We start from the raw sequence: 18,853 nt of genomic DNA on the forward strand, positions 1-18,853 counted from the left end.
GGCTTGCCGCGTGCCTCGATACACCGCGCTGCGCGCGGCACTCGGCATGAACGGTTCAGGGCGTGGAAAAAGTCTGTGCCCGACGCGCCGGCACAGGCCTGCCGTTCAATCAGCCCATCACGCGATCACGCGAGGCAGGCGCACCTTGCCTGCAGTGGACAGATCGAGCCCGGCAGCGCTCACGCGAAACAGGCGCACCTTGCCTGCGGCGGCACAGATCGAGCCCCTCAGGGCTTACACGAAACCCGTTCATGTCGAGTAGGCCCGCAGGGCCGTATCGAGATACGCACCCGGCCCGGCAGAATCCGGCACGCTGGACGAGAGCGCGGCACCGACCACAGCCTGACCCAGGCTTGCCGCGTGCCTCGATACACCGCGCTGCGCGCGGCACTCGGCATGAACGGTTCAGGGCGTGGAAAAAGTCTGTGCCCGACGCGCCGGCACAGGCCTGCCGTTCAATCAGCCCATCACGCGATCACGCGAGGCAGGCGCACCTGACCTGCAGCAGACAGATCGAGCTCGGCAGCGCTCACCCGAAATCCGTTCATGTCGAGCAGGCCCGCAGGGCCGTATCGAGACACGCACCCGGCCCGGCAGAATCCGGCACGCTGGACGAGAGCGCGGCACCGACCACAGCCTGCCCCAGGCTTGCCGCGTGCCTCGATACACCGCGCTGCGCGCGGCACTCGGCATGAACGGTTCAGAGATGGAAAAGTCTGTCCCCGCCGTTCAATCAGCCCATCACGCGATCACGCGAGACAGGCGCACCTGACCTGCAGCAGACAGATCGAGCCCGGCAGCGCTCAGCCGAAACCCGTTCATGTCGAGTAGGCCCGCAGGGTCGTATCGAGACACGCGCCCGCCGTCAGGGGGCCGCAATCAAACAATTTCGCATTCGCGCGCGCAGTGCGCGACAATAGCCGGCAGTTCCGAATCTGCCCGCATGAAGCCGACGCTCCAACTCGACTCGCACGGACGCCTGCGCCACTTGTTGACGCTCGAAGGCCTGTCCAGCGAACTGCTGCTGCAAATCCTCGACGAAGCCGAGATCCACGATCAGGCCTTGCGTGGCCCCGACAAGCGTCAGGCGACGCTGACCGGGCGCACCGTCATCAACCTGTTTTTCGAACCGAGTACGCGCACGCGCTCGACCTTCGAGCTGGCGGCGACGCGCCTGTCGGCCGACGTGATGAACCTGCAGATCGCCGCGTCGTCGACATCCAAGGGCGAGACCCTGTTCGACACGCTGAAGACCATGGAGGCGATGCAGGCCGACATGTTCGTGGTCCGCCACGAGGCGTCCGGCGCCGCGCACTTCTTCGCCGAACACGCGGCGCCCGGCGTGGCGATCCTGAATGCCGGCGACGGCCGCCACGCGCATCCGACCCAGGGGCTGCTCGACCTGTTCACGATCCGCCGCTACAAGGGCCCGGACAGCGATTGCTTCAAGAAGCTGACCGTGGCGATCGTCGGCGACGTGCTGCATTCGCGCGTGGCGCGCTCGGACATCCACGGCCTGCGCACGCTCGGCGCCAAGGAAATCCGCGTGGTCGCACCACCGACGCTGATCCCGGCCGGCATCGAAGAAATGGGCGTCAAGGTTTTCCACGATCTCGACGCCGGCCTGGCCGGCGCCGACGTGGTCATGCTGCTGCGCCTGCAAAAAGAACGCATGCTCGGCGCCTTCCTGCCGTCGCTGGCCGAATTCCACCGCGACTTCGGCCTGACACGCGCGCGCCTCGCCAAACTCAAGCCGGACACCATCGTCATGCATCCGGGCCCGATCAATCGCGGTGTCGAGATCGGCGGCGACGTTGCCTACGGCCCGCACTCGCTGATCCTGCAGCAGGTCAGCCACGGCATCGCCGTGCGCATGGCGGTGATGTCGATGATCCTCGGCGAACCGCGCGCACCGGTCCGCGCCAAACGCCGGAGCCGCCGATGAATCCGAGTCAGCGCAACAAGGCGGTGTCCAGCGACTGGTCACCCGCCCGTGCCGCCGCCCCCACCACACCCGCCCGCTCGCTGCTGATCCGCGGCGCGCGCGTGCTCGATCCGGCTAGCGGCTTCGACGGCATCGGCCATGTCGGCGTCCGCGACGGCGTCATCGACAGCGTCAGCATGGCGCAGCCCAAGGGCCGTTACGAGCAGACGATCGACGCCAAGGGGTTGTGGCTGATGCCCGGCCTGGTCGATCTGTGCGCACGCTTCCGCGAGCCGGGCCAGACGCACAAGGCCAGCTTCGCCAGCGAAATACCGGCCGCGCAAGCCGGTGGCATCACCACCGTGATCCTGCCGCCGGACAGCCAGCCGGTCATCGATTCGCCGGCCGCCCTGCTGCGCGTGCAGCGCATCGCCGCGCAAGCCGGCGGACTCGATGCCCGCGTGCTCGGCGCGCTGACCAAGGGCCTCGGCGGCGAAGCGCTGTCAGAGCTGTCGGCACTTCAGGCCGGCGGCGCGGTCGGCGCCAGCCAGGCGCTGGCGCCGATCCGCGACGTGCTGGTCGCACGCCGCGCGCTCGACTACGCACGCGGCCTCGGCATCACCGTTCATGTCTTCGCACAGAACGCCGGGCTCGCCGCCGGCGGTTGCGCACACGAAGGCGCGGTCGCGACACGTCTTGGCCTGTCGTCGATTCCGGCCACGGCCGAGGTGGCCGATCTGCGCTTCTGGATTTCGCTGGTGGAAGATACCGGCGCGCGCGTGCACTTCAACCGCCTGTCGACCGCACGCGGCGCCGAGCTGATCGAAAGCGCGCAGCAACGCGGCCTGCCGGTCACCGCCGACGTCGCCGCGCACCAGCTGTTTCTGACCGATGTCGACGTCGACGGCTTCAATGCGCTGTGTCATGTGATTCCGCCGCTGCGCGATGCCAGCGACCGCGACGCGCTGCGTGCGGCCGTCGCCAGCGGCGTGATCGGTGCGATCTGCTCGGATCACCAGCCACACGACGCCGACGCCAAGATCAATCCGTTCCCGATGACCGAGCCCGGCATCTCGGCGCTCGAAACGCTGCTGCCGCTGACGCTGGAGCTGGTTCACGACGGCGTACTCGATCCGTTGGCCGCCGCCGCGCGGCTGTCGCTCGGCCCGGCGCGCATCGCCGGCCTTGACGCCGGCACGCTGTCGATCGGCGCCAACGCGGACCTTGTACTGATCGACCCGCAACGCGACTGGACGCTGCATGCCGACCACTTGCGCAGTGCCGGCCGACACACGCCGTTCGACGGCCGCGTCATGCGTGGCGCCGCCGTGACGACGCTGTTCCGCGGCGTGCCGGTCTATACGGCTTGAAGCCGCGACAGCGCCGCGTCAGCCATTCCCTACTCGCAGCCGGCAAGGTATAAAGTGCCGATAACGCCCGCGGGGGGCACAGGGAGATGATATGGCGCGGGTCATGATCGTGGACGATTCACCCACGGACGTGCAGAACCTCAAGGGCATCCTGCTCAAGGCGGGTCACGAAGTCAGCGAATCGACGTCGGGACAGGATGCATTGACGCGGGTGCGCAATGAAAAGCCCGAAGTCGTCATCATGGACGTCGTGATGCCGGGCGTGAACGGCTTTCAGGCGACGCGCACCTTGTCGAAAGACCCGGAGACGGCACACATTCCGGTGATCGTCGTCAGCAGCAAAAATCAGGAAACCGACCGCGTCTGGGCCCTGCGTCAGGGCGCGCGCGAGTATCTGGTCAAACCGGTCAAGGAAAGCGACCTGATCGCAAAAATCAAAACCGTGCTCGGCGCCTGAATGACCGGGCTGGCCGGCGGCAACCGCAAACGGCACGTCGCAGTGGCAGGCCATGCCATGGGTCGTGACGGTCGGGGATATCGCGGCGGAGTACGACTTCGCCCGACCCGCGCGGACAGCACCGGCGCGTAGAATGCCGAGCGCAATCTCACTCATGAGCTCCGAGGGGAAGGACTTATGGCGGACACTTCCGCAGCGGTAGCGGCCGGCGGCAGCCGGCGCGAGACCGTGCTGTTTACCAGTGCGGTCATTCTCATCTCCGTCGCCCTGATCGGCTTCTTTCTGTCGCAGCACACCAAGGGCCGCGAGCAGACCTGGATCACGCTGGCGCACACGCTGTCGACCAATCTGGGCGACATCGGCAAGGTCGGCGATCAGGTCGCGCGTGGCGGCACGCCGGACTTCCTGCTCTTGTCGGCACGCGTCGAGGACATCGATTCGACCGTCAAGGCGCTCAACGACGGTGACCCCGACGCCGGCATCGCCGCGGCCCCGGGCTCGGTCGCCGATGAACTGGCGGCGACCACGGCCGCCTGGCAGCAGCTGGACAAGAGCGCACAAACGGTGCTCAAGGGTGAGGACGCCTACAAGAAGACCGCGGCGGCAGCGGCCGCCGTCGTCGAGGCCATTCACCCGGCGGCCCCGGACGCCAAGGGGCTTTCGGATCTCTATCAGGACGCCGCGCAGCGGCTCGGCCGTGGCGGTTCATCGACGCAGCAGTCGCGTGCCGTCGCCCAGGTCATCCGCCTCGAACGGATTTCCAGCGATGCCAAGCGCGTGCTCGATACCGGCCGCGACGCGCAGGTCTACGCCAATGCCCTGCTCGCCGACCTCAAGGCCTTCAACGCAGACAACGAATCGCTGATCGACGACAACGCCACGGCGGCGGCGGCACGGGCGGCGCAGGACCAGCTCAGCGGACTCAGCAAGGCCGTCGCCGACATCGGCGACGCGGCGCCGGTGCTCAACCAGATGCAGCTCGCCGCTGCCGAGATGAAGAGCCGCGCGGCCAACGTCATTGCCACGGCGTCGGAACTCGAACAGCGCCTGATCGATTCGCAGAGCCGGCAGATGATCCTGCCGGTGATCGTCTACGTCGCCGGTGCGCTGGCGATCATCGCCCTGGTCGCGTTCGGCGTCCTGACGCTCGGCGCCGCACGCAGTCGTGCGCTGCGCGCCGAAGAGCGCGACACGCGCCAGCAGCAGGCCATCTTGTCGCTGCTCGACGAAATCACCAACCTTGCCGACGGCGATCTGACGGTGGACGTCACGGTCACCGAGGACTTCACAGGCGCGATCGCGGACTCGATCAATTACACCGTGCAGAACATGCGCAACCTCGTCGGCACGATCACCTCGGCATCCGACGACGTCACCAGCGCTGCCTCGACGACGCAGGACACGGCGCTGAAGATGAGCGAGGCCTCGAGCCGCCAGGCGCGTGAGGTGACCGCGGTGGCCGGCACCATCGCCGCCAGCGCACAGTCGCTGCAGCAGGTCGCCGGCCGCGCCGAGCAGCTCGCCGAGCAGGCCCAGCAATCGGTGCAGGTTGCCCACAATGGCACCGACACCGTGAATCGCACGATCCTCGGCATGAGCGCGCTGCGCGAACAGATTCAGGACACCTCGAAGCGCATCAAGCGCCTCGGCGAGTCGTCGCAGGAAATCGGCAACATCATCGAATTCATCAACGACATCGCCGAACAGACCAATACGTTGGCGCTCAACGCATCGATTCAGGCTGCGATGGCCGGCGAAGCGGGCCGCGGCTTCGCCGTGGTCGCCGATGAAGTGCAGAAGCTCGCAGAACGCGCCGGTTCGGCAACGCGCCAGATCGAAAACCTGGTCAAGACCATTCAGGCCGACACCCAGGAAGCGATCACATCGATGGAGCGTTCCACCCAGAACGTGGTGTCGGGCGCCAAGAGTGCCGAAGAGGCCGGACAGGCACTGACCAAGATCGAAAGCTCCTCGCTCGACCTTTCGCAGCTGATCTCGGAAATCGCCAATTCGGCTCGCGATCAGTCGGCTGCCGCCGCGCGCATCACCGGCACCATGCAGGTCATTCGAGACATTGCGGTGCAGACTTCAGGATCGGCGACGCAGACCGCCCAAGCTGTCGGAAACCTGAACACGATGTCGGAAAAACTGCGCGAATCGGTGGCCGGCTTCACATTACCGAATCAGGCGCCGTATTAATCCCAACATCTTCACTGATAACCCGGCCGCAGCGCCGGGTTTTTTTGCTTTTCCGGTCAGTGTCAGGCAAGCCCGGAATTGATAGAAATAGGGTTCGAATCTGCAAACGGCCGGCTTGCGACCGTATGGCCGCTCCCCTACCATGCCCGACCACATTTGCTGTACGAGACGACGCCGTTGAGCGCCGTCCGCATATCTATTACAACGCTTTCCATTTATTTTTGAGGATTCTGCATGAGCTTCCAGGCCGATCTCGAAAAGCTGTTCGGGCTCAAAGACGTTTCGTATAAGTACGAGCTTTCCAAGGACGCACTGTTCAACGAAGCGATCGCCCATGATCGTGGTCGCGTGCGGCGCGATGGTCCCAGCGACGAGCAGAAGGCCTTCCCGACTCAGCTCGGCGTCAACGGCCCGCTCGTGTATTACACCGATCCGGATTGCACCGGCCGCCGGACCAAGGACACCTATGCGGTCAAGTGGCCGGAGGTTGCCGACGAAATCTGGTTCAAGGCCGACCTCAATGCCTATGACCCGGAAAAGTACGAGGGCCTGCTCAAGCGCGTGATCGCGCACCTCAACGACAAGAAGGCGACGCTGTATGTGAAGGACGTCTTCATGGGCTCGGACCCCGATTTCGCCGTGCCGTACCGCTTTGTCGGCGAATACGCGACGCACGCGATGTTCGTGCACAACATGTTCCCGAAGAACCTGCCGGGCGTAAAAGACGTCGATGCCCGCCGCTGGACCATGCTCAATGTGCCCAGCTTCATCTGCGAACCGGAACGTGACGGCAGCCGCTCGGAAGCCGCGGTCATCATCGACACGCGCAACAAGATCTGCCTGGTCGCCGGCCGCGCCGACTACTGCGGCGTCAACAAGAAGACCATCTTCACGGTCGGCAACTATCTGATGCCGAAGCAGGGCCGTTTGTCGATGCATTGCTCGGCCAACGTCGGCAAGGACAACGACGCGGCCATCCTGTTCGGCCTCTCCGGCACCGGCAAGACCACGCTGTCGGCCGACGCCGCGCGCCGCCTGATCGGCGACGACGAGACCATCTGGTCCGACAACGGTCTGTGCAACCTCGAAGACGGCTGCTACGCCAAGCTGATCGACCTCGACAAGGACGCCGAGCCGGTCATCGCCCAGGCGCTGTCGAAGCCGGGCACCATCATCGAGAACGTGCCGCCGCTGCCGGGCAAGAAGATGGAGGAGTGCCATCCGGATGAGCTCGACCTCACGGACGGGTCGATCGCCGAGAACACGCGCTTCTCCTACCCGCTCGACGCCAACCCGAACGTGATGCCGAACGGCCAGGGTCCGCATCCGAAGACCATCGTGCTGCTCACCGCCGACGCCTTCGGCGTGCTGCCGCCGATCTCGATCCTCGAACCCAAGGACGTCATGTACCACTTCGTCTCCGGCTTCACGGCGCGCGTTGCCGGCACCGAAGTCGGCGTCTCCGAACCGCAGCCGACGTTCTCGGCCTGCTTCGGCGGCCCGTTCATGGCGCAGAAGCCGAACGTCTACGCCAAGCTGCTCGCGGAAAAGATGGAAAAGCATCACGCACGCTGCATCCTGCTCAACACCGGCTGGAGCGGTGGCCCTTACGGCACCGGCAAGCGCATGAAGCTGTCGGTCACGCGTGCGCTGCTCAACGCCGCGCTGAACGGCGAGCTCGACAACGTCGAAACCGAGACTCAGGACATCCTCAAGCTGAAGATGCCGAAGTCGTGCCCCGGCGTCGACAGTGCGATCCTCGACCCGCGCAACACCTGGGCCGACAAGGCCGCCTACGATGCCACCGCTACCAAGCTGCGTGACATGTTCCGCGAGAACTTCAAGAAGAAGGGTTTCGCCGAATTCGGCATCGAAGAACGCATCTGATTCACGCAAGCTTCAAGAAAACGGCGGACTCTGGTCCGCCGTTTTTTTTGGCCGCCCGCGGCTCGCCAGCCGCGCCGCGCTACGCTATCGTGACCGCTAACACTGCGTGCAACGCCCCATGGATTCCGTCAATCGCATCTTCTGCATCGGCAAGAACTACGCCGAACACGTCGCTGAACTCGCCCACCTCGGTCATGCCCCCGACGGCGATTGCGTGGTCTTCCTCAAGCCAGCCTCGGCGATCGTCGAGGAAGGCCAGACCATCGCCCTGCCCAAAGGGCGCGGCAGCATTCACCACGAAGCCGAGTTGGTCGTACAGCTGACCGGCGGCGGCCGCGATATCACGATGGAAGAAGCGCTGGAATGCGTCGCCGGCATGACGCTGGGGCTGGACCTGACGCTGCGCGATCTGCAGACCGAGCTGAAAAGGAAGGGCAAGCCCTGGGAACTGGCCAAGGCCTTCGACGGCTCGGCGCCGCTGGGCGACTTCAAGCCCTATCTCGCACATGACCTGCAGGCGCTGGAATTCACTTGCCACGTCAACGGTCAGCTGCGTCAGCATGGCCACACCCGGGACATGCTGTTCCCGGTCGCGCAGCAGATTCGCATCCTGTCGCAAACCTGGTCTCTGGAACCGGGCGACATCATCTACACCGGAACGCCGGCCGGCGTCGGCCCGCTCGAACCGGGCGATCAGGTCGTGCTCGAAAGCCCGAGCATCGGCCGCTTCAGCTGGAGCTGCACCTGATGCCGCTACAACCCTTGCTGTCGGACGCGGCGCGCAAGACCATGCGCAAGGCGGCGTCGATCTTCTTTGCCGGCCTGATCGCGGTGCTGCCGATCCTCGTCACCTTCAGTCTGGTGATGTGGCTGATCGGCTCGGCCGAATCGGTACTCGGCGGGGTACTCAGCGTCGTGCTGCCGGGACAGGCCTATCACCCCGGCATGGGCCTGATCTTCGCGCTGATCCTGATCTTTATTGTCGGCCTCGGCATGCAGGGCCTGGTGTCGCGCCAGGTCTTCGTCTGGATCGACCAGAACCTCAACCGCATCCCGCTGATCAAGACGATCTACGGCGCGGTGCGCGATCTCACCGATCTGGTGTCGCCGAAACAGGGCGGCCAGAAACTCGGGCGGGTGGTCATGGTGCAATGGCCGAACCAGCCCATCCGGCTGGTCGGCTTCGTCACCGTCGAGGAGCTCAGCCGCTTCGAGATTGCCGCCGACGAGGACTGCGTGGCCGTCTACATGCCGATGAGCTACCAGATTGGCGGCTATACGGCGATCGTGCCGCGGCAATATCTGACGCCGCTCGATATGAGCGTCGAGGACGCGATGCGCTTCGTCATCACCGCCGGCGTCTCGCGCTCCGAAGGCAGCCGCGTTGCCGCGACCGTCGCGCCGGCCTCGACGACGACGCCACCGCCGCCCTCATCGCCCCCTGGCGGCGCGGCGCCCTGATTCGCCGCGACGGCGCAGGGCGGCTGTCCCGCTGATCCAGGTCGTCTCATGCGCCCGGCTCGCCCTTTGTTGCTACTGACGGCGCTGTATCTGGCGCAAGGTCTGCCGTTCGGCTTCTTCGTCCAGGCCCTGCCGGTGATGATGCGCGACGCCGGCTATTCGCTGCTGGCAATCGGCGCCACCGGCTTGCTATCGATTCCGTGGGTGCTCAAGTTTCTCTGGGCGCCCTATGTCGACCGCTACGGGACGCGGCGGCGCTGGCTGCTCTGGCTGCAGGGCAGCTCGGTCTGCATGGCCGCCGGGCTCGCCGCGCTGAATCTGACGCAGGCCCTGCCGATCCTGTTCGTGGCGATGCTGCTGTTCAACCTGATCGCCGCAACGCAGGACATTGCCACCGACGGCCTGACGGTACGCCTGCTCGATGCGCGACAACGCGGTCTCGGCAATGGCATCCAGGTCGGCGCCTATCGGCTCGGCATGGTGTTCGGCGGTGGCGTGCTGCTGTGGCTGTACGCGCGCACCGGCTGGACCACGATGTTCCTGGCGATGGCCGCACTCCTGCTGCTGTGCTCGCTGCCGGTCTGGACCTTGCGCGATATGCCGGCGGCGGCATCGATGGACAAGACCCCGCCGCCGACACCGCTACGCGTCGCCGCCAGCTGGTGGCCACGGCTGCGCCAGCCCGGCATGCCGGGCTTCGTGCTGCTGATCTGCCTGTACAAGTTCGGCGATTCGATGGGCGCGTCGCTGATCGGGCCGTTCATGAAAGACCAGGGCCTGACGTTGACGCAGATCGCCTGGCTGAAAGGCGCGCTGGCGTCGGCCACGTCGCTGCTCGGCGCCGCTGCCGGCGGCTGGCTGGCCTACCGCGTTGGCCGTCGCGCGGCCTTGCTGTTCGGCGGCCTGACGCAGACCGCCAGCCTGGTGCTCTACGGTCTGGCCGCGATCGGCATCGGCGGCTATCCGATGATCGCGGCCGCGTGCATCGCCGAACATGTACTCGGCGGCATCGCGACCGTGGCGCTGTTCACGCTGATGATGGACGCCAGCGACCCCGCGCACGCCGGCACCGACTACACCCTGCTGGCCTGCGTCATCGTCATCGCACAAGGGCTGGCATCGATGAGCGCCGCCGCCGTCGGCCAGTTCCTCGGCTACCCGATATTGTTTGCGTCGAGCACGCTGCTGTCCGGCCTGGGCTGCGCGATCCTGGTCGTCGCGATCAACCGTGGCGTCGGTCCGGCTCGGCTGCACACGATCTGGCCGCGGGTACGCAACGAAATCGGCGCGGCCTGAAGGCGCCGAGGTATGCGGGGGTCTCAGCGTGTGCATCGACACCCGCGCAAAGCGTGCCGCAAAGCCCGATAGCCATCGCAAGTCCGGTAACCCCTCGATACGGTCGCGGCGCGATCACTCGGGGCGAACGGCAAAAAAATCCCGGAGACACCTCGACCCGTTCATGCCGAATGCCGCCGAAGGCGGTGTATCGAGGCACGCGTGACTCCGACTCCAGTGATCACCGCATGTGCCGCAGCCCCTCGATACGGTCGCGGCGCGATCACTCGGGGCGGACGTCAAAAAATCCTGCAGATATCCCCCACCCGTTCATGCCGAGTGCCGCCGAAGGCGGTATATCGAGGCACGCGAACCGTAAGCGCCAGACCCGAAGCCCGCCGCACGTGCCGCAGCCCCCAATACGATCGCGGCCCGATCACTCGGGGCGAACGGCAAAAAACCGGAGATACCCCGCCCCGTTCATGCCGAGTGCCGCCGAAGGCGGTGTATCGAGGCACGCGCGACGCGATGGACCTAGGCTTCAGCGCTTCTTGACGCGCGCCATCAGACGCCGCTTTTTCTTGATCTGGCGGTTGGTCAGCTCGTTCTTCTTGTGCTTGAACGGGTTGTCACCAGTCTTGAAGCTCATCAGCAGCGGCACGCCCTTGAGCGCCAGCGCCGAACGGAACTGGTTGGCCAGATAGCGCTTGTAGTGCTCGGGCAGCTTGTCGGTCTGATTGCCGTGCACGACGATGCGCGGCGGGTTGCTGCCACCCTGATGCGCGTAGCGCAGCTTGATGCGGCGACCGAGAATGGCCGGCGGCGGATGCGCTTCGACGGCCGTTTCCAGAATGCGATTGAGTTCCGGCGTCGAGAATTCGCGGGTCGTCGACTCGTAGGCCAGCTGCACGTCTTCCATCAGCTCGCCGAGGCCGGAGCCATGCTTGGCGGCAATAAAGTGCAGCGGCGCGTAATCGAGGAACGGCAGTTTCAGCGACACCTGGTAGCGCACCTGCTCGCGTTCGCCCTGCGCCAGACCATCCCATTTGTTGACGGCCAGCACCAGCGCGCGGCCGCGCTGCGCGATCAGGCCCATCAGCTTGGCATCCTGTTCGCCGATGTCGTTCTGCGCGTCGACCACGGCGATGACGACGTGTGCGCGCTCGATCGCCGCCAGCGTCTTGACGATGGAGAACTTCTCGACGGCTTCCCAGACACGCGCGCGGCGGCGGATGCCGGCGGTATCGATCAGCGTATACGGCGCGCCATCGTATTCGAACGGGACGGCGATCGCGTCGCGCGTCGTGCCCGGGTGGTCGGCGGCGAGCAGGCGTTCCTCACCGAGCAGACGGTTGACAAGCGTCGACTTGCCGACGTTCGGCCGGCCGACGATCGCGACGCGCACCGTGCCGTCGTCGATCGGCGGCTCCGGTGCCACGGCCGGCAGCGCCCCGAGCACATCCTGCATCAGCGCTTCGACGCCCTGCCCCTGCTGCGCGGAGATCGTCACCGGTTCGCCGTAGCCGAGCGTGAAGAAGTCGGCGGTGGCGGCGGCGCGCGCATAGCCCTCGGACTTGTTGACGACCAGCGTCAGTGGCTTGCCGAGCTTGCGCAACTGCCGAGCGATGGACTCGTCACCCGCCGTGCAGCCGGACTGCACGTCGACCAGGAACAGCACGTGGTCGGCTTCTTCCAGCGCCATCTGCGCCTGCGACTCGGCCAGCAGCGCCAGCGGATCTGCCGATTCCGGCATCAGGCCGCCGGTGTCGACGACGACGAATGCGTGCTCGTCGACGGCGCCGGTGCCGTATTGCCGGTCGCGGGTCAGGCCCGGCAGGTCGGCGACGAGCGCGTCCCTCGTCCCGGTCAGACGATTGAACAATGTGGACTTGCCGACATTCGGTCGGCCGACCAGCACGATGACGGGCAGCTTGTCGCTCATGGATACGGTGATTGTCGGCGAAGCGCCGTCTACAAGAAAGGCGGGCTGGACCTGAGGGTCCAACCCGCCCGGTGTTCCATCGGCTCGGTTACGAGCGCAGCTTGATGGCTGCGATGTGCCCCTTGCTCGACAGCACGTACATCATGTCGTCGCCGACCACCGGCGCGAAACGGATCGGCTTGCTGCCGGCACGGTCACGCGCGACGATGGCGCCGGTCTTCGGGTCCAGCCAGTGCAGGTAACCCTTGTAGTCGCCGACCACGATGTAGTCCTTGAAGATCGTCGGCGCCGACAGCTGACGGTACTTCAGGTCGTCGTTCTTCCACTTCTCGGTGCCGGTTGTCGCGTCCAGCCCCCAGACGGTGCCGTCGGCATCGGTCACGACCACCAGATTGTCGATGCGCGCGATGCCGCTGTAGCTCTTGACCGCGTGGCGCCACAGCACCTGCCCGGTCTGATCGTCGAGACAGACGATCTCGCCACCGAAGCTGGCCGCATAGAGCTGGCCGCCGTCGCTGAGCAGCGGCGCATCGATGTCGGTAATGCGATCGAGCTCGTTACGGCCGGTCGGTGCGCTGACGGTCTGCTCCCAGGCCACGGCACCGTCACTACCGTGCAGTGCCAGCACGCGGCCGTTGTCGAGGCCGATGAAGACATTGGTGCCGATCACCACCGGCGGCGACAGGCCACGCAGCGTCAGGCTCGGCTCGCTGCGATCGACCGTCCACTGCTGGCTGCCGCTGTCGGCATCGAGGCTGTAGATCTTGCCGTCGCCGGAACGCATGTAGATGCGGTTGCCGTCACCGGTCGCCGGCGACAAGGCTTCGCTGGCCAGCTGCGACGACCACAGCGGCGCGCCATCGGCGCGCTTCACGGCGACCATCTCGCCGCCCATGGTGCCCGCCAGCACGGCATCGCCGGACACGGTCGGTCCCGACACCAGGCGCTTGTGCGTCCGCGCTTCCCAGATGCGCTCGCCGGTCTTCGGATCGAAGGCATAGACGCGACCGTCGATATCGGCCGCGAACAGCGCATCCGGTTCCAGTGCCAGACGCAGCTCGGTGTAGTACTTGCCGCCGCCGTCGCCGGCCGACGCCGTCCACACGGTCTGCAGCTTGATCGCCGGATTGCTGATGTCCTTCAGCTCTGCCGGCTTGCGCAGGTTCTTTTTCGAGCAGCCGGCCAGCGCGATCGCGACGATCGCCAGGCCCACGACCGCCAGCGTACGGTTCCGTCCCTGCAGCATCGTGCTCATGCTTCCACCCTCGCACCGACTTCAAGTGCGGCCGTTCGCATGAGAGAGCCGGCTCCCGCACCCATTTGCGCTACGCGCAAGACACCGTGTCGCATGCTCATGCACCCAACCTCGACACTGACTGCAAGTGCGGCCGTTCGCATGAGAGAGCATGCTCCCGCACCCGTTTGCGCTGCGCGCAAAGCACCGTGTCGCATGCTCATGACGGCTCCGTTTCGCTGAGGTCGTCGAGCTTGCGCTGCAGCAGCTGGCGGCTCGGCTGATCTTCCGGCGTCGCGTCGTACGCCTTCTGGTAGTCGCTGCGCGCCGCCTTGCGGTCACCCTTGGCCAGCTTGATGTCGCCGGTCAGTTCATCGAACAGCGGTGCGAACGCTTCGCTCTTGTTGGCTTCGGCCAGCTTCAACGCATCGTCGAGCTTGCCCTGCTGCCAGAGGATGCGTGCGCTGCGCAGCGTCGCAACCTGCTGCAGCCCCTTGTCCTTGGCATGGTCGCGGACCCACTGCAGCGCCTTGGCGGCATCTTCGTAGTTGCCGGCCTGCTCGGCCTGCGCCGCAACGCGCAGTTCGGCGTCGGCGGCATACGGCGTGTCGGCGAACTCGGCCGTCAGCTTGTCGGCCAAGGGCTTGGCAACGTCGGTCTTGTTGGCGCTCAGCGCGTCCTTCAGCTCTTCATACATTTGCGAGGCGTCGGCGGCACGCTTTTCCTTGTGGTGCTGCCAACCCTCCCAGCCGAAGATCGCCGCCAGGCCGATGACGAGGCCGGCCACCAGCGCCAACCAGTTCTCCTTCCACCAGGCACGGAGCTGCTCTACCTGGGCTTCGTCGTCGTAATGCGTCGTCACGAAATGGGTACTCTTGAGGTTATTACTTCACAAGACCGGCGAGCAGCGCTGCCAGTTCCGGCCACGGGAGAATTTGCTGTGCCGAGGCGCCAGCGGCGTCGGCCCGCAGCGATTTTACTTGAACCGTCCGCGCTTCGACTTCCGTGTCGCCAAGGATCAGCGCCACAGCCGCACCGCTGCGGTTGGCACGCTTGAGCTGGGCGGCCAGTTTGCCGCCGTCAGCGTGCAGGACGATGCGCAAGCCCGGCACCATGTCGCGCAGCTGCTCGGCCAGCTTGCGGGCCTCGCGCTGCGCGGCCTCGCCCAGCCAGCAGAAATAGACGTCGGCAGCGCTGCTGTCGATCTCGACACCCAGCGCTTTCTGCAGCAGCAACAGGCGCTCGATGCCGCAGGCCCAGCCCACCGCCGGCGTCGCCGAACCGCCGAGCTGCTCGACGAGCCCGTCGTAGCGGCCGCCGGCCAGCACCGTGCCCTGCGCACCGAGCTGCGTCGTCGTCCACTCGAACACGGTGCTCGTGTAGTAGTCGATGCCGCGCACGAGGCGGTTGTTGAGGCGATACGCCAGGCCAAGATCGCTGAGTGCCTGCTGCAGGCCGTCAAAGTGCGCGCGCGCGGCATCGTCGAACGCGTCCTGGATGCTCGGCGCGTCGGCCAGCAGTGCCTGCGTGGTTTCCGACTTCGAGTCGAGCACGCGCAGCGGGTTGCTGCGCACACGGCGCTGCGAATCGGCGTCCAGCGATGATTCGTGCCGCAACAGAAATTCGAGCAGCGCCTCGCGGTAACGCTTGCGCACCTCGCTGCCGCCCAGCGAATTCAGCTCCAGCGTCACGTCGGTCAGGCCCAGACGCTTGAGCAGGCGCGCCGACAGCGCAATGACCTCGGCATCGATGTCCGGCCCGGTCATGCCGTAGGCCTCGACGCCGAACTGATGGAACTGCCGATAGCGGCCGGCCTGCGGCCGCTCGTGACGGAACATCGGCCCGGCGTACCACAGCCGCTGCTGCTGGTTGTGCAGTAGACCATGCTCGAGGCCGGCGCGCACGCATGATGCCGTGCCTTCCGGACGCAGCGTCAGGCTGTCGCCCTCGCGGTCGGTGAAGGTGAACATCTCCTTCTCGACAATGTCCGTGACCTCGCCGATCGAGCGCTTGAACAGGCCCGTATGCTCGAGCAGCGGCAGCTTGATCTCGCCATAGCCATAGGCGGCGAAGACCTCGCCGGCAATACGGTAGAGCTGTTGCCAGGCCGCGGAATCGGCAGGCAGCACATCATTGAATCCGCGAACGGACTGGAACAGATTGGCCATCTTCTTATAGGTCAGGACGCCTGTTCGGGCGTCTTCTCGGTGTCTGCGGCGCTCGCGGCGCGAGCCGCCTTGCGCTCGGCAAGCTTCTCGCGCACCAGCTTTTCCAGCACGTCGACGAGCTCGGCATTATGCGCCTTGTGCTGAATCTTGCCGTCGACGAAGATCGAATTGGGGTAACCGCCTGCCACACCGATCGCCGCTTCGCGCGCTTCGCCAGGGCCGTTGACGACACAGCCGATCACCGCCAGATCCAGGGCTTCGTCGATTTCGTCGAGGCGCGACTCCAGCTCGGTCACCGCCTTGATGACGTCGAAGTTCTGCCGCGAGCACGACGGGCACGCGACCAGATTGATGCCGCGCGAGCGCAGGTGCAGGCACTTGAGCATGTCCCAGCCGACCTTGACCTCCTCGACCGGGTCGGCCGCCAGCGACACGCGAATGGTGTCGCCGATACCGTCGGCGAGCAGCATGCCGAGGCCGATCGCGCTCTTCACGCTGCCGGCACGCAGACCACCGGCCTCGGTAATGCCCAGATGCAGGGGCTGGTCGATCAGCGCCGCCAGCTTGCGGTACGCAAAGACCGTCAGAAAGATTTCGCTGGCTTTCAGTGAGACCTTGAAGTCTTCGAAGTTGTGGCGCTTGAGGATCTCGATGTGGCGCAGCGCCGACTCGACCAGCGCATCGGCATTCGGCTCGCCGTACTTCTCCTGCAGCTCGGCTTCCAGACTGCCGGCGTTGACGCCGATGCGAATCGGAATGCCATGATGCTTGGCGCAGGCGACGACTTCGGAGACCTTCTTGTCGGAGCCGATATTGCCCGGATTGATGCGCAGGCAGTCGGCACCGGCCTCGGCCGCCGCCAGACCGCACTTGTAGTTGAAGTGAATGTCGGCCACCAGCGGCACGTAACCGACTTCCTTCTTGATCTTGCCGAAAGCCTCGGCCGCCGCCAGCGTCGGCACCGACACCCGAACGATATCGGCGCCCGCCTTCACCGCCGCGCGAATCTGCGCGACGGTCGCTGCGACGTCCTCGGTGTCGGTGTTGGTCATCGTCTGCACCGAGATCGGCGCACCACCGCCGACCGCGACGCGGCCGACACGGATCTGGCGCGAAACGCGCCGAACGATCTCGTGATGACTGGTCATCGCCATGAGGCTTCCCCTGCGCGAGGCGCGCTTACTGCCCGATCGGCTGTGCGCCGGGCAACTGGAAATGAGCGGTGCCGCTGTCGCGTGTCAGCGACTGCATATCGACCGACTTGCCGTCGTAATCGATGCGGACGCCCGGCGCATTGCCGATCAGCAGATCGAAGGGCGCGCTACCGGCCAGCGTGTGCGTCTCGCCGGCGCCGATCGTACCGGACAACAGCGTGCGGCCGGTGGCGTCCTTGATCCGCACCCACGACGCCTGCGTGAAGCGCAGCGCCAGCGACCCGTTGCCGGCGGGCGGCGGCGTGTCGCTAGCCGCAGCGGGCGTCGGCGCGGCGGTCGTTGGCGCGACGTCCGGCGTCGCGGCATCGGCGGGTGCGCTGCTGCTTCCGGCGGCCGCATCGGCCGGCGTGCGGGTCGCCGCATCGGCAGCCGCAGGCGCATCGGCACTTGGCGACGGCGCATTGCCGTCGGTCGCCGCGAACGGCGCCAGTGGTGCGGCGCTGCCACTGGCCGAGGCCGGCGGCGGTGGCGCCTCGCCGTGCGTCGACGGCGCGCCGCTGTCCGGCAACGACAGCGATTGCGGCAAGGCTCCGGTCGTGGTGCCACGCAGCCACCAGATGAAGCCGCAGACCACGATCGCGACCAGCACCAGCAGCACGCCCATCGTCATCGGCAGCCGGCTGTTCGACCCGAGGTCGGTGCCCGACGCCAGGCGCAGCTTGGCCGGCGCCTGCGGCACGCGCTGCGCCACCCGCGAGGCGTACTCGTCGAGCATCGCCTTTTCGTCGATGCCGAGCACCTTGGCGCACTTGCGGTAATAGCCACGAACGTAGACCGGCTCGAGTAACGCACCGAAGTCGTCCCGCTCCAGTGCCTCGACGGTGGTGCGTGCCAGCTTGGTGTGCGCGGCCAGATCGTCGACCGACAGGTGCTGCGCCTGGCGCGCCTCGCGAATCATCGTGCCCGGGCTGACCGGCCCTGACGGTGCGGCAGCGGCATCAGGGGCGGCTTCGTTTTCTGGTGTCTCAGTCATCATGGCTGCCAATCGGCAAACTGTTCGGCTTCTTTCGATTCAGGGAAGTCGCGGACGATGCGCTGCGCATAGCTGCGCGCACCATCCTTGTCTCCGAGTGCGAACTCGGTGCGTGCGGCGACGCCGAGCAGCTCTGGCGTCGCACTGATGCTCAAATCGTAACGCTGCAAGAAGGCGCGCGCGCGCAGAAAATCCTGCTGCTCGTAACTCAGTAGCGCCATCTGTGCCAGTGCCGGCCGGTAGCTCGCGCGCAGCTGCAGGGCCTTGCGGAAATCGCGCTCGGCCTCGTCGGTGCTCTTGGGCTTGATGCAAACCCCGGCGTTGGTCCACGCCTCCTCGGGCGTCAGATAGCGCGGATCGCGGACCACCTGCTTGAAATAACGCTGCGCCTCGTCACGCTTGCCGCGCTTGCAAAGGAACACGCCGAAGTTGTTCTTCAGCGTCGAATCGGAACCGTCGAGCGACAGCGCGCGCCGGTATTCCTTTTCGGCGGCATCCATCTCGCCGCGCGTCTGGTAAATCACCGCCAGCGCCGAATGCGCCGGCCCATAGCTGCTCTGCGCCTTGACCGCCGCCTGCAGCTTCTCGATCGCCACTTCGTACTGCCCTTCGCGGGCATAGTTGACGCCGAGCTGGGTGTTGATCTGCGCCAGCCGCAGCTTTTCCGAGCGTTCGGCCGGGGTCGCGCAGCCGGCGAGTGCCAGCAGCGCCGTCAGGACCGCGACCGTCGCGAACCTCACTGCACCGTC

Annotated in this window: 15 protein-coding genes; 8 read left to right on the plus strand and 7 right to left on the minus strand. The window is 66.2% G+C overall.

The window, feature by feature from the left end:
• Positions 1–943: 943 nt before the first annotated feature.
• The 8 genes from G7Y82_RS20480 (at position 944) to G7Y82_RS20515 (ending at position 10,594) form a co-directional block, all read left to right on the plus strand.
• Positions 944–1,945, plus strand: coding sequence for an aspartate carbamoyltransferase catalytic subunit (locus G7Y82_RS20480; protein WP_168150001.1), 1,002 nt, complete (start codon positions 944–946; stop codon positions 1,943–1,945).
• Positions 1,942–3,294, plus strand: a complete 1,353-nt coding sequence (locus tag G7Y82_RS20485) for a dihydroorotase (protein WP_168150002.1) — start codon at positions 1,942–1,944, stop codon at positions 3,292–3,294. The genes G7Y82_RS20480 and G7Y82_RS20485 overlap by 4 nt, the downstream gene beginning before the upstream one ends.
• A gap of 91 nt (positions 3,295–3,385) precedes the next feature.
• Positions 3,386–3,751, plus strand: coding sequence for a response regulator (locus tag G7Y82_RS20490; RefSeq protein WP_168150003.1), 366 nt, complete (start codon positions 3,386–3,388; stop codon positions 3,749–3,751).
• A gap of 177 nt (positions 3,752–3,928) precedes the next feature.
• Entirely contained in the window at positions 3,929–5,950 is a 2,022-nt protein-coding gene (locus G7Y82_RS20495) for a methyl-accepting chemotaxis protein (protein WP_168150004.1), read from the plus strand.
• Positions 5,951–6,184: 234 nt separating this feature from the next.
• Complete coding sequence (locus G7Y82_RS20500) at positions 6,185–7,837, plus strand: phosphoenolpyruvate carboxykinase (ATP) (protein WP_168150005.1); 1,653 nt, start codon at positions 6,185–6,187, stop codon at positions 7,835–7,837.
• Between the two features lie 118 nt (positions 7,838–7,955).
• Positions 7,956–8,585 (plus strand): fumarylacetoacetate hydrolase family protein, encoded by a 630-nt coding sequence (locus G7Y82_RS20505; protein ID WP_168150006.1) that lies wholly within the window; start codon positions 7,956–7,958, stop codon positions 8,583–8,585.
• A complete protein-coding gene (locus tag G7Y82_RS20510) occupies positions 8,585–9,298 on the plus strand; it encodes a DUF502 domain-containing protein (RefSeq protein WP_168150007.1) in 714 nt (237 codons plus the stop codon). Before G7Y82_RS20505 ends, G7Y82_RS20510 begins: the two co-directional genes overlap by 1 nt.
• A 66-nt stretch (positions 9,299–9,364) precedes the next feature.
• Positions 9,365–10,594, plus strand: coding sequence for an MFS transporter (locus G7Y82_RS20515; protein ID WP_240954464.1), 1,230 nt, complete (start codon positions 9,365–9,367; stop codon positions 10,592–10,594).
• A gap of 520 nt (positions 10,595–11,114) precedes the next feature.
• On the opposite strand, the gene der is transcribed toward G7Y82_RS20515, so the two are convergent.
• The 7 genes from der to pilW all read right to left on the minus strand — a co-directional run bounded on the left by der (position 11,115) and on the right by pilW (position 18,844).
• Positions 11,115–12,515, minus strand: a complete 1,401-nt coding sequence (gene der, locus G7Y82_RS20520; RefSeq protein WP_168150009.1) for a ribosome biogenesis GTPase Der — start codon at positions 12,513–12,515, stop codon at positions 11,115–11,117.
• 88 nt (positions 12,516–12,603) lie between these two features.
• Positions 12,604–13,770, minus strand: a complete 1,167-nt coding sequence (gene bamB, locus G7Y82_RS20525; protein WP_168150010.1) for an outer membrane protein assembly factor BamB — start codon at positions 13,768–13,770, stop codon at positions 12,604–12,606.
• Positions 13,771–13,969: 199 nt separating this feature from the next.
• Positions 13,970–14,611, minus strand: coding sequence for a YfgM family protein (locus tag G7Y82_RS20530; protein ID WP_168150011.1), 642 nt, complete (start codon positions 14,609–14,611; stop codon positions 13,970–13,972).
• A gap of 22 nt (positions 14,612–14,633) precedes the next feature.
• Complete coding sequence (gene hisS / locus G7Y82_RS20535) at positions 14,634–15,917, minus strand: histidine--tRNA ligase (protein WP_168150012.1); 1,284 nt, start codon at positions 15,915–15,917, stop codon at positions 14,634–14,636.
• An 11-nt stretch (positions 15,918–15,928) separates the two neighbouring features.
• On the minus strand, positions 15,929–17,065 hold the full coding sequence (gene ispG / locus G7Y82_RS20540; protein ID WP_168150029.1) for a flavodoxin-dependent (E)-4-hydroxy-3-methylbut-2-enyl-diphosphate synthase: 1,137 nt from the start codon (positions 17,063–17,065) through the stop codon (positions 15,929–15,931).
• Positions 17,066–17,096: 31 nt separating this feature from the next.
• Positions 17,097–18,107 carry a helix-turn-helix domain-containing protein gene (locus G7Y82_RS20545; protein ID WP_168150013.1) on the minus strand — a complete coding sequence of 337 codons (1,011 nt, stop codon included), beginning with the start codon at positions 18,105–18,107 and terminating at the stop codon, positions 17,097–17,099.
• Complete coding sequence (gene pilW / locus G7Y82_RS20550) at positions 18,104–18,844, minus strand: type IV pilus biogenesis/stability protein PilW (RefSeq protein ID WP_168150014.1); 741 nt, start codon at positions 18,842–18,844, stop codon at positions 18,104–18,106. The genes G7Y82_RS20545 and pilW overlap by 4 nt, the downstream gene beginning before the upstream one ends.
• Between the last annotated feature and the right edge of the window lie 9 nt (positions 18,845–18,853).

It is taken from the genome of Solimonas marina (assembly GCF_012241385.1).
GTDB classification, from domain to species: Bacteria; Pseudomonadota; Gammaproteobacteria; order Nevskiales; family Nevskiaceae; genus Solimonas; species Solimonas marina.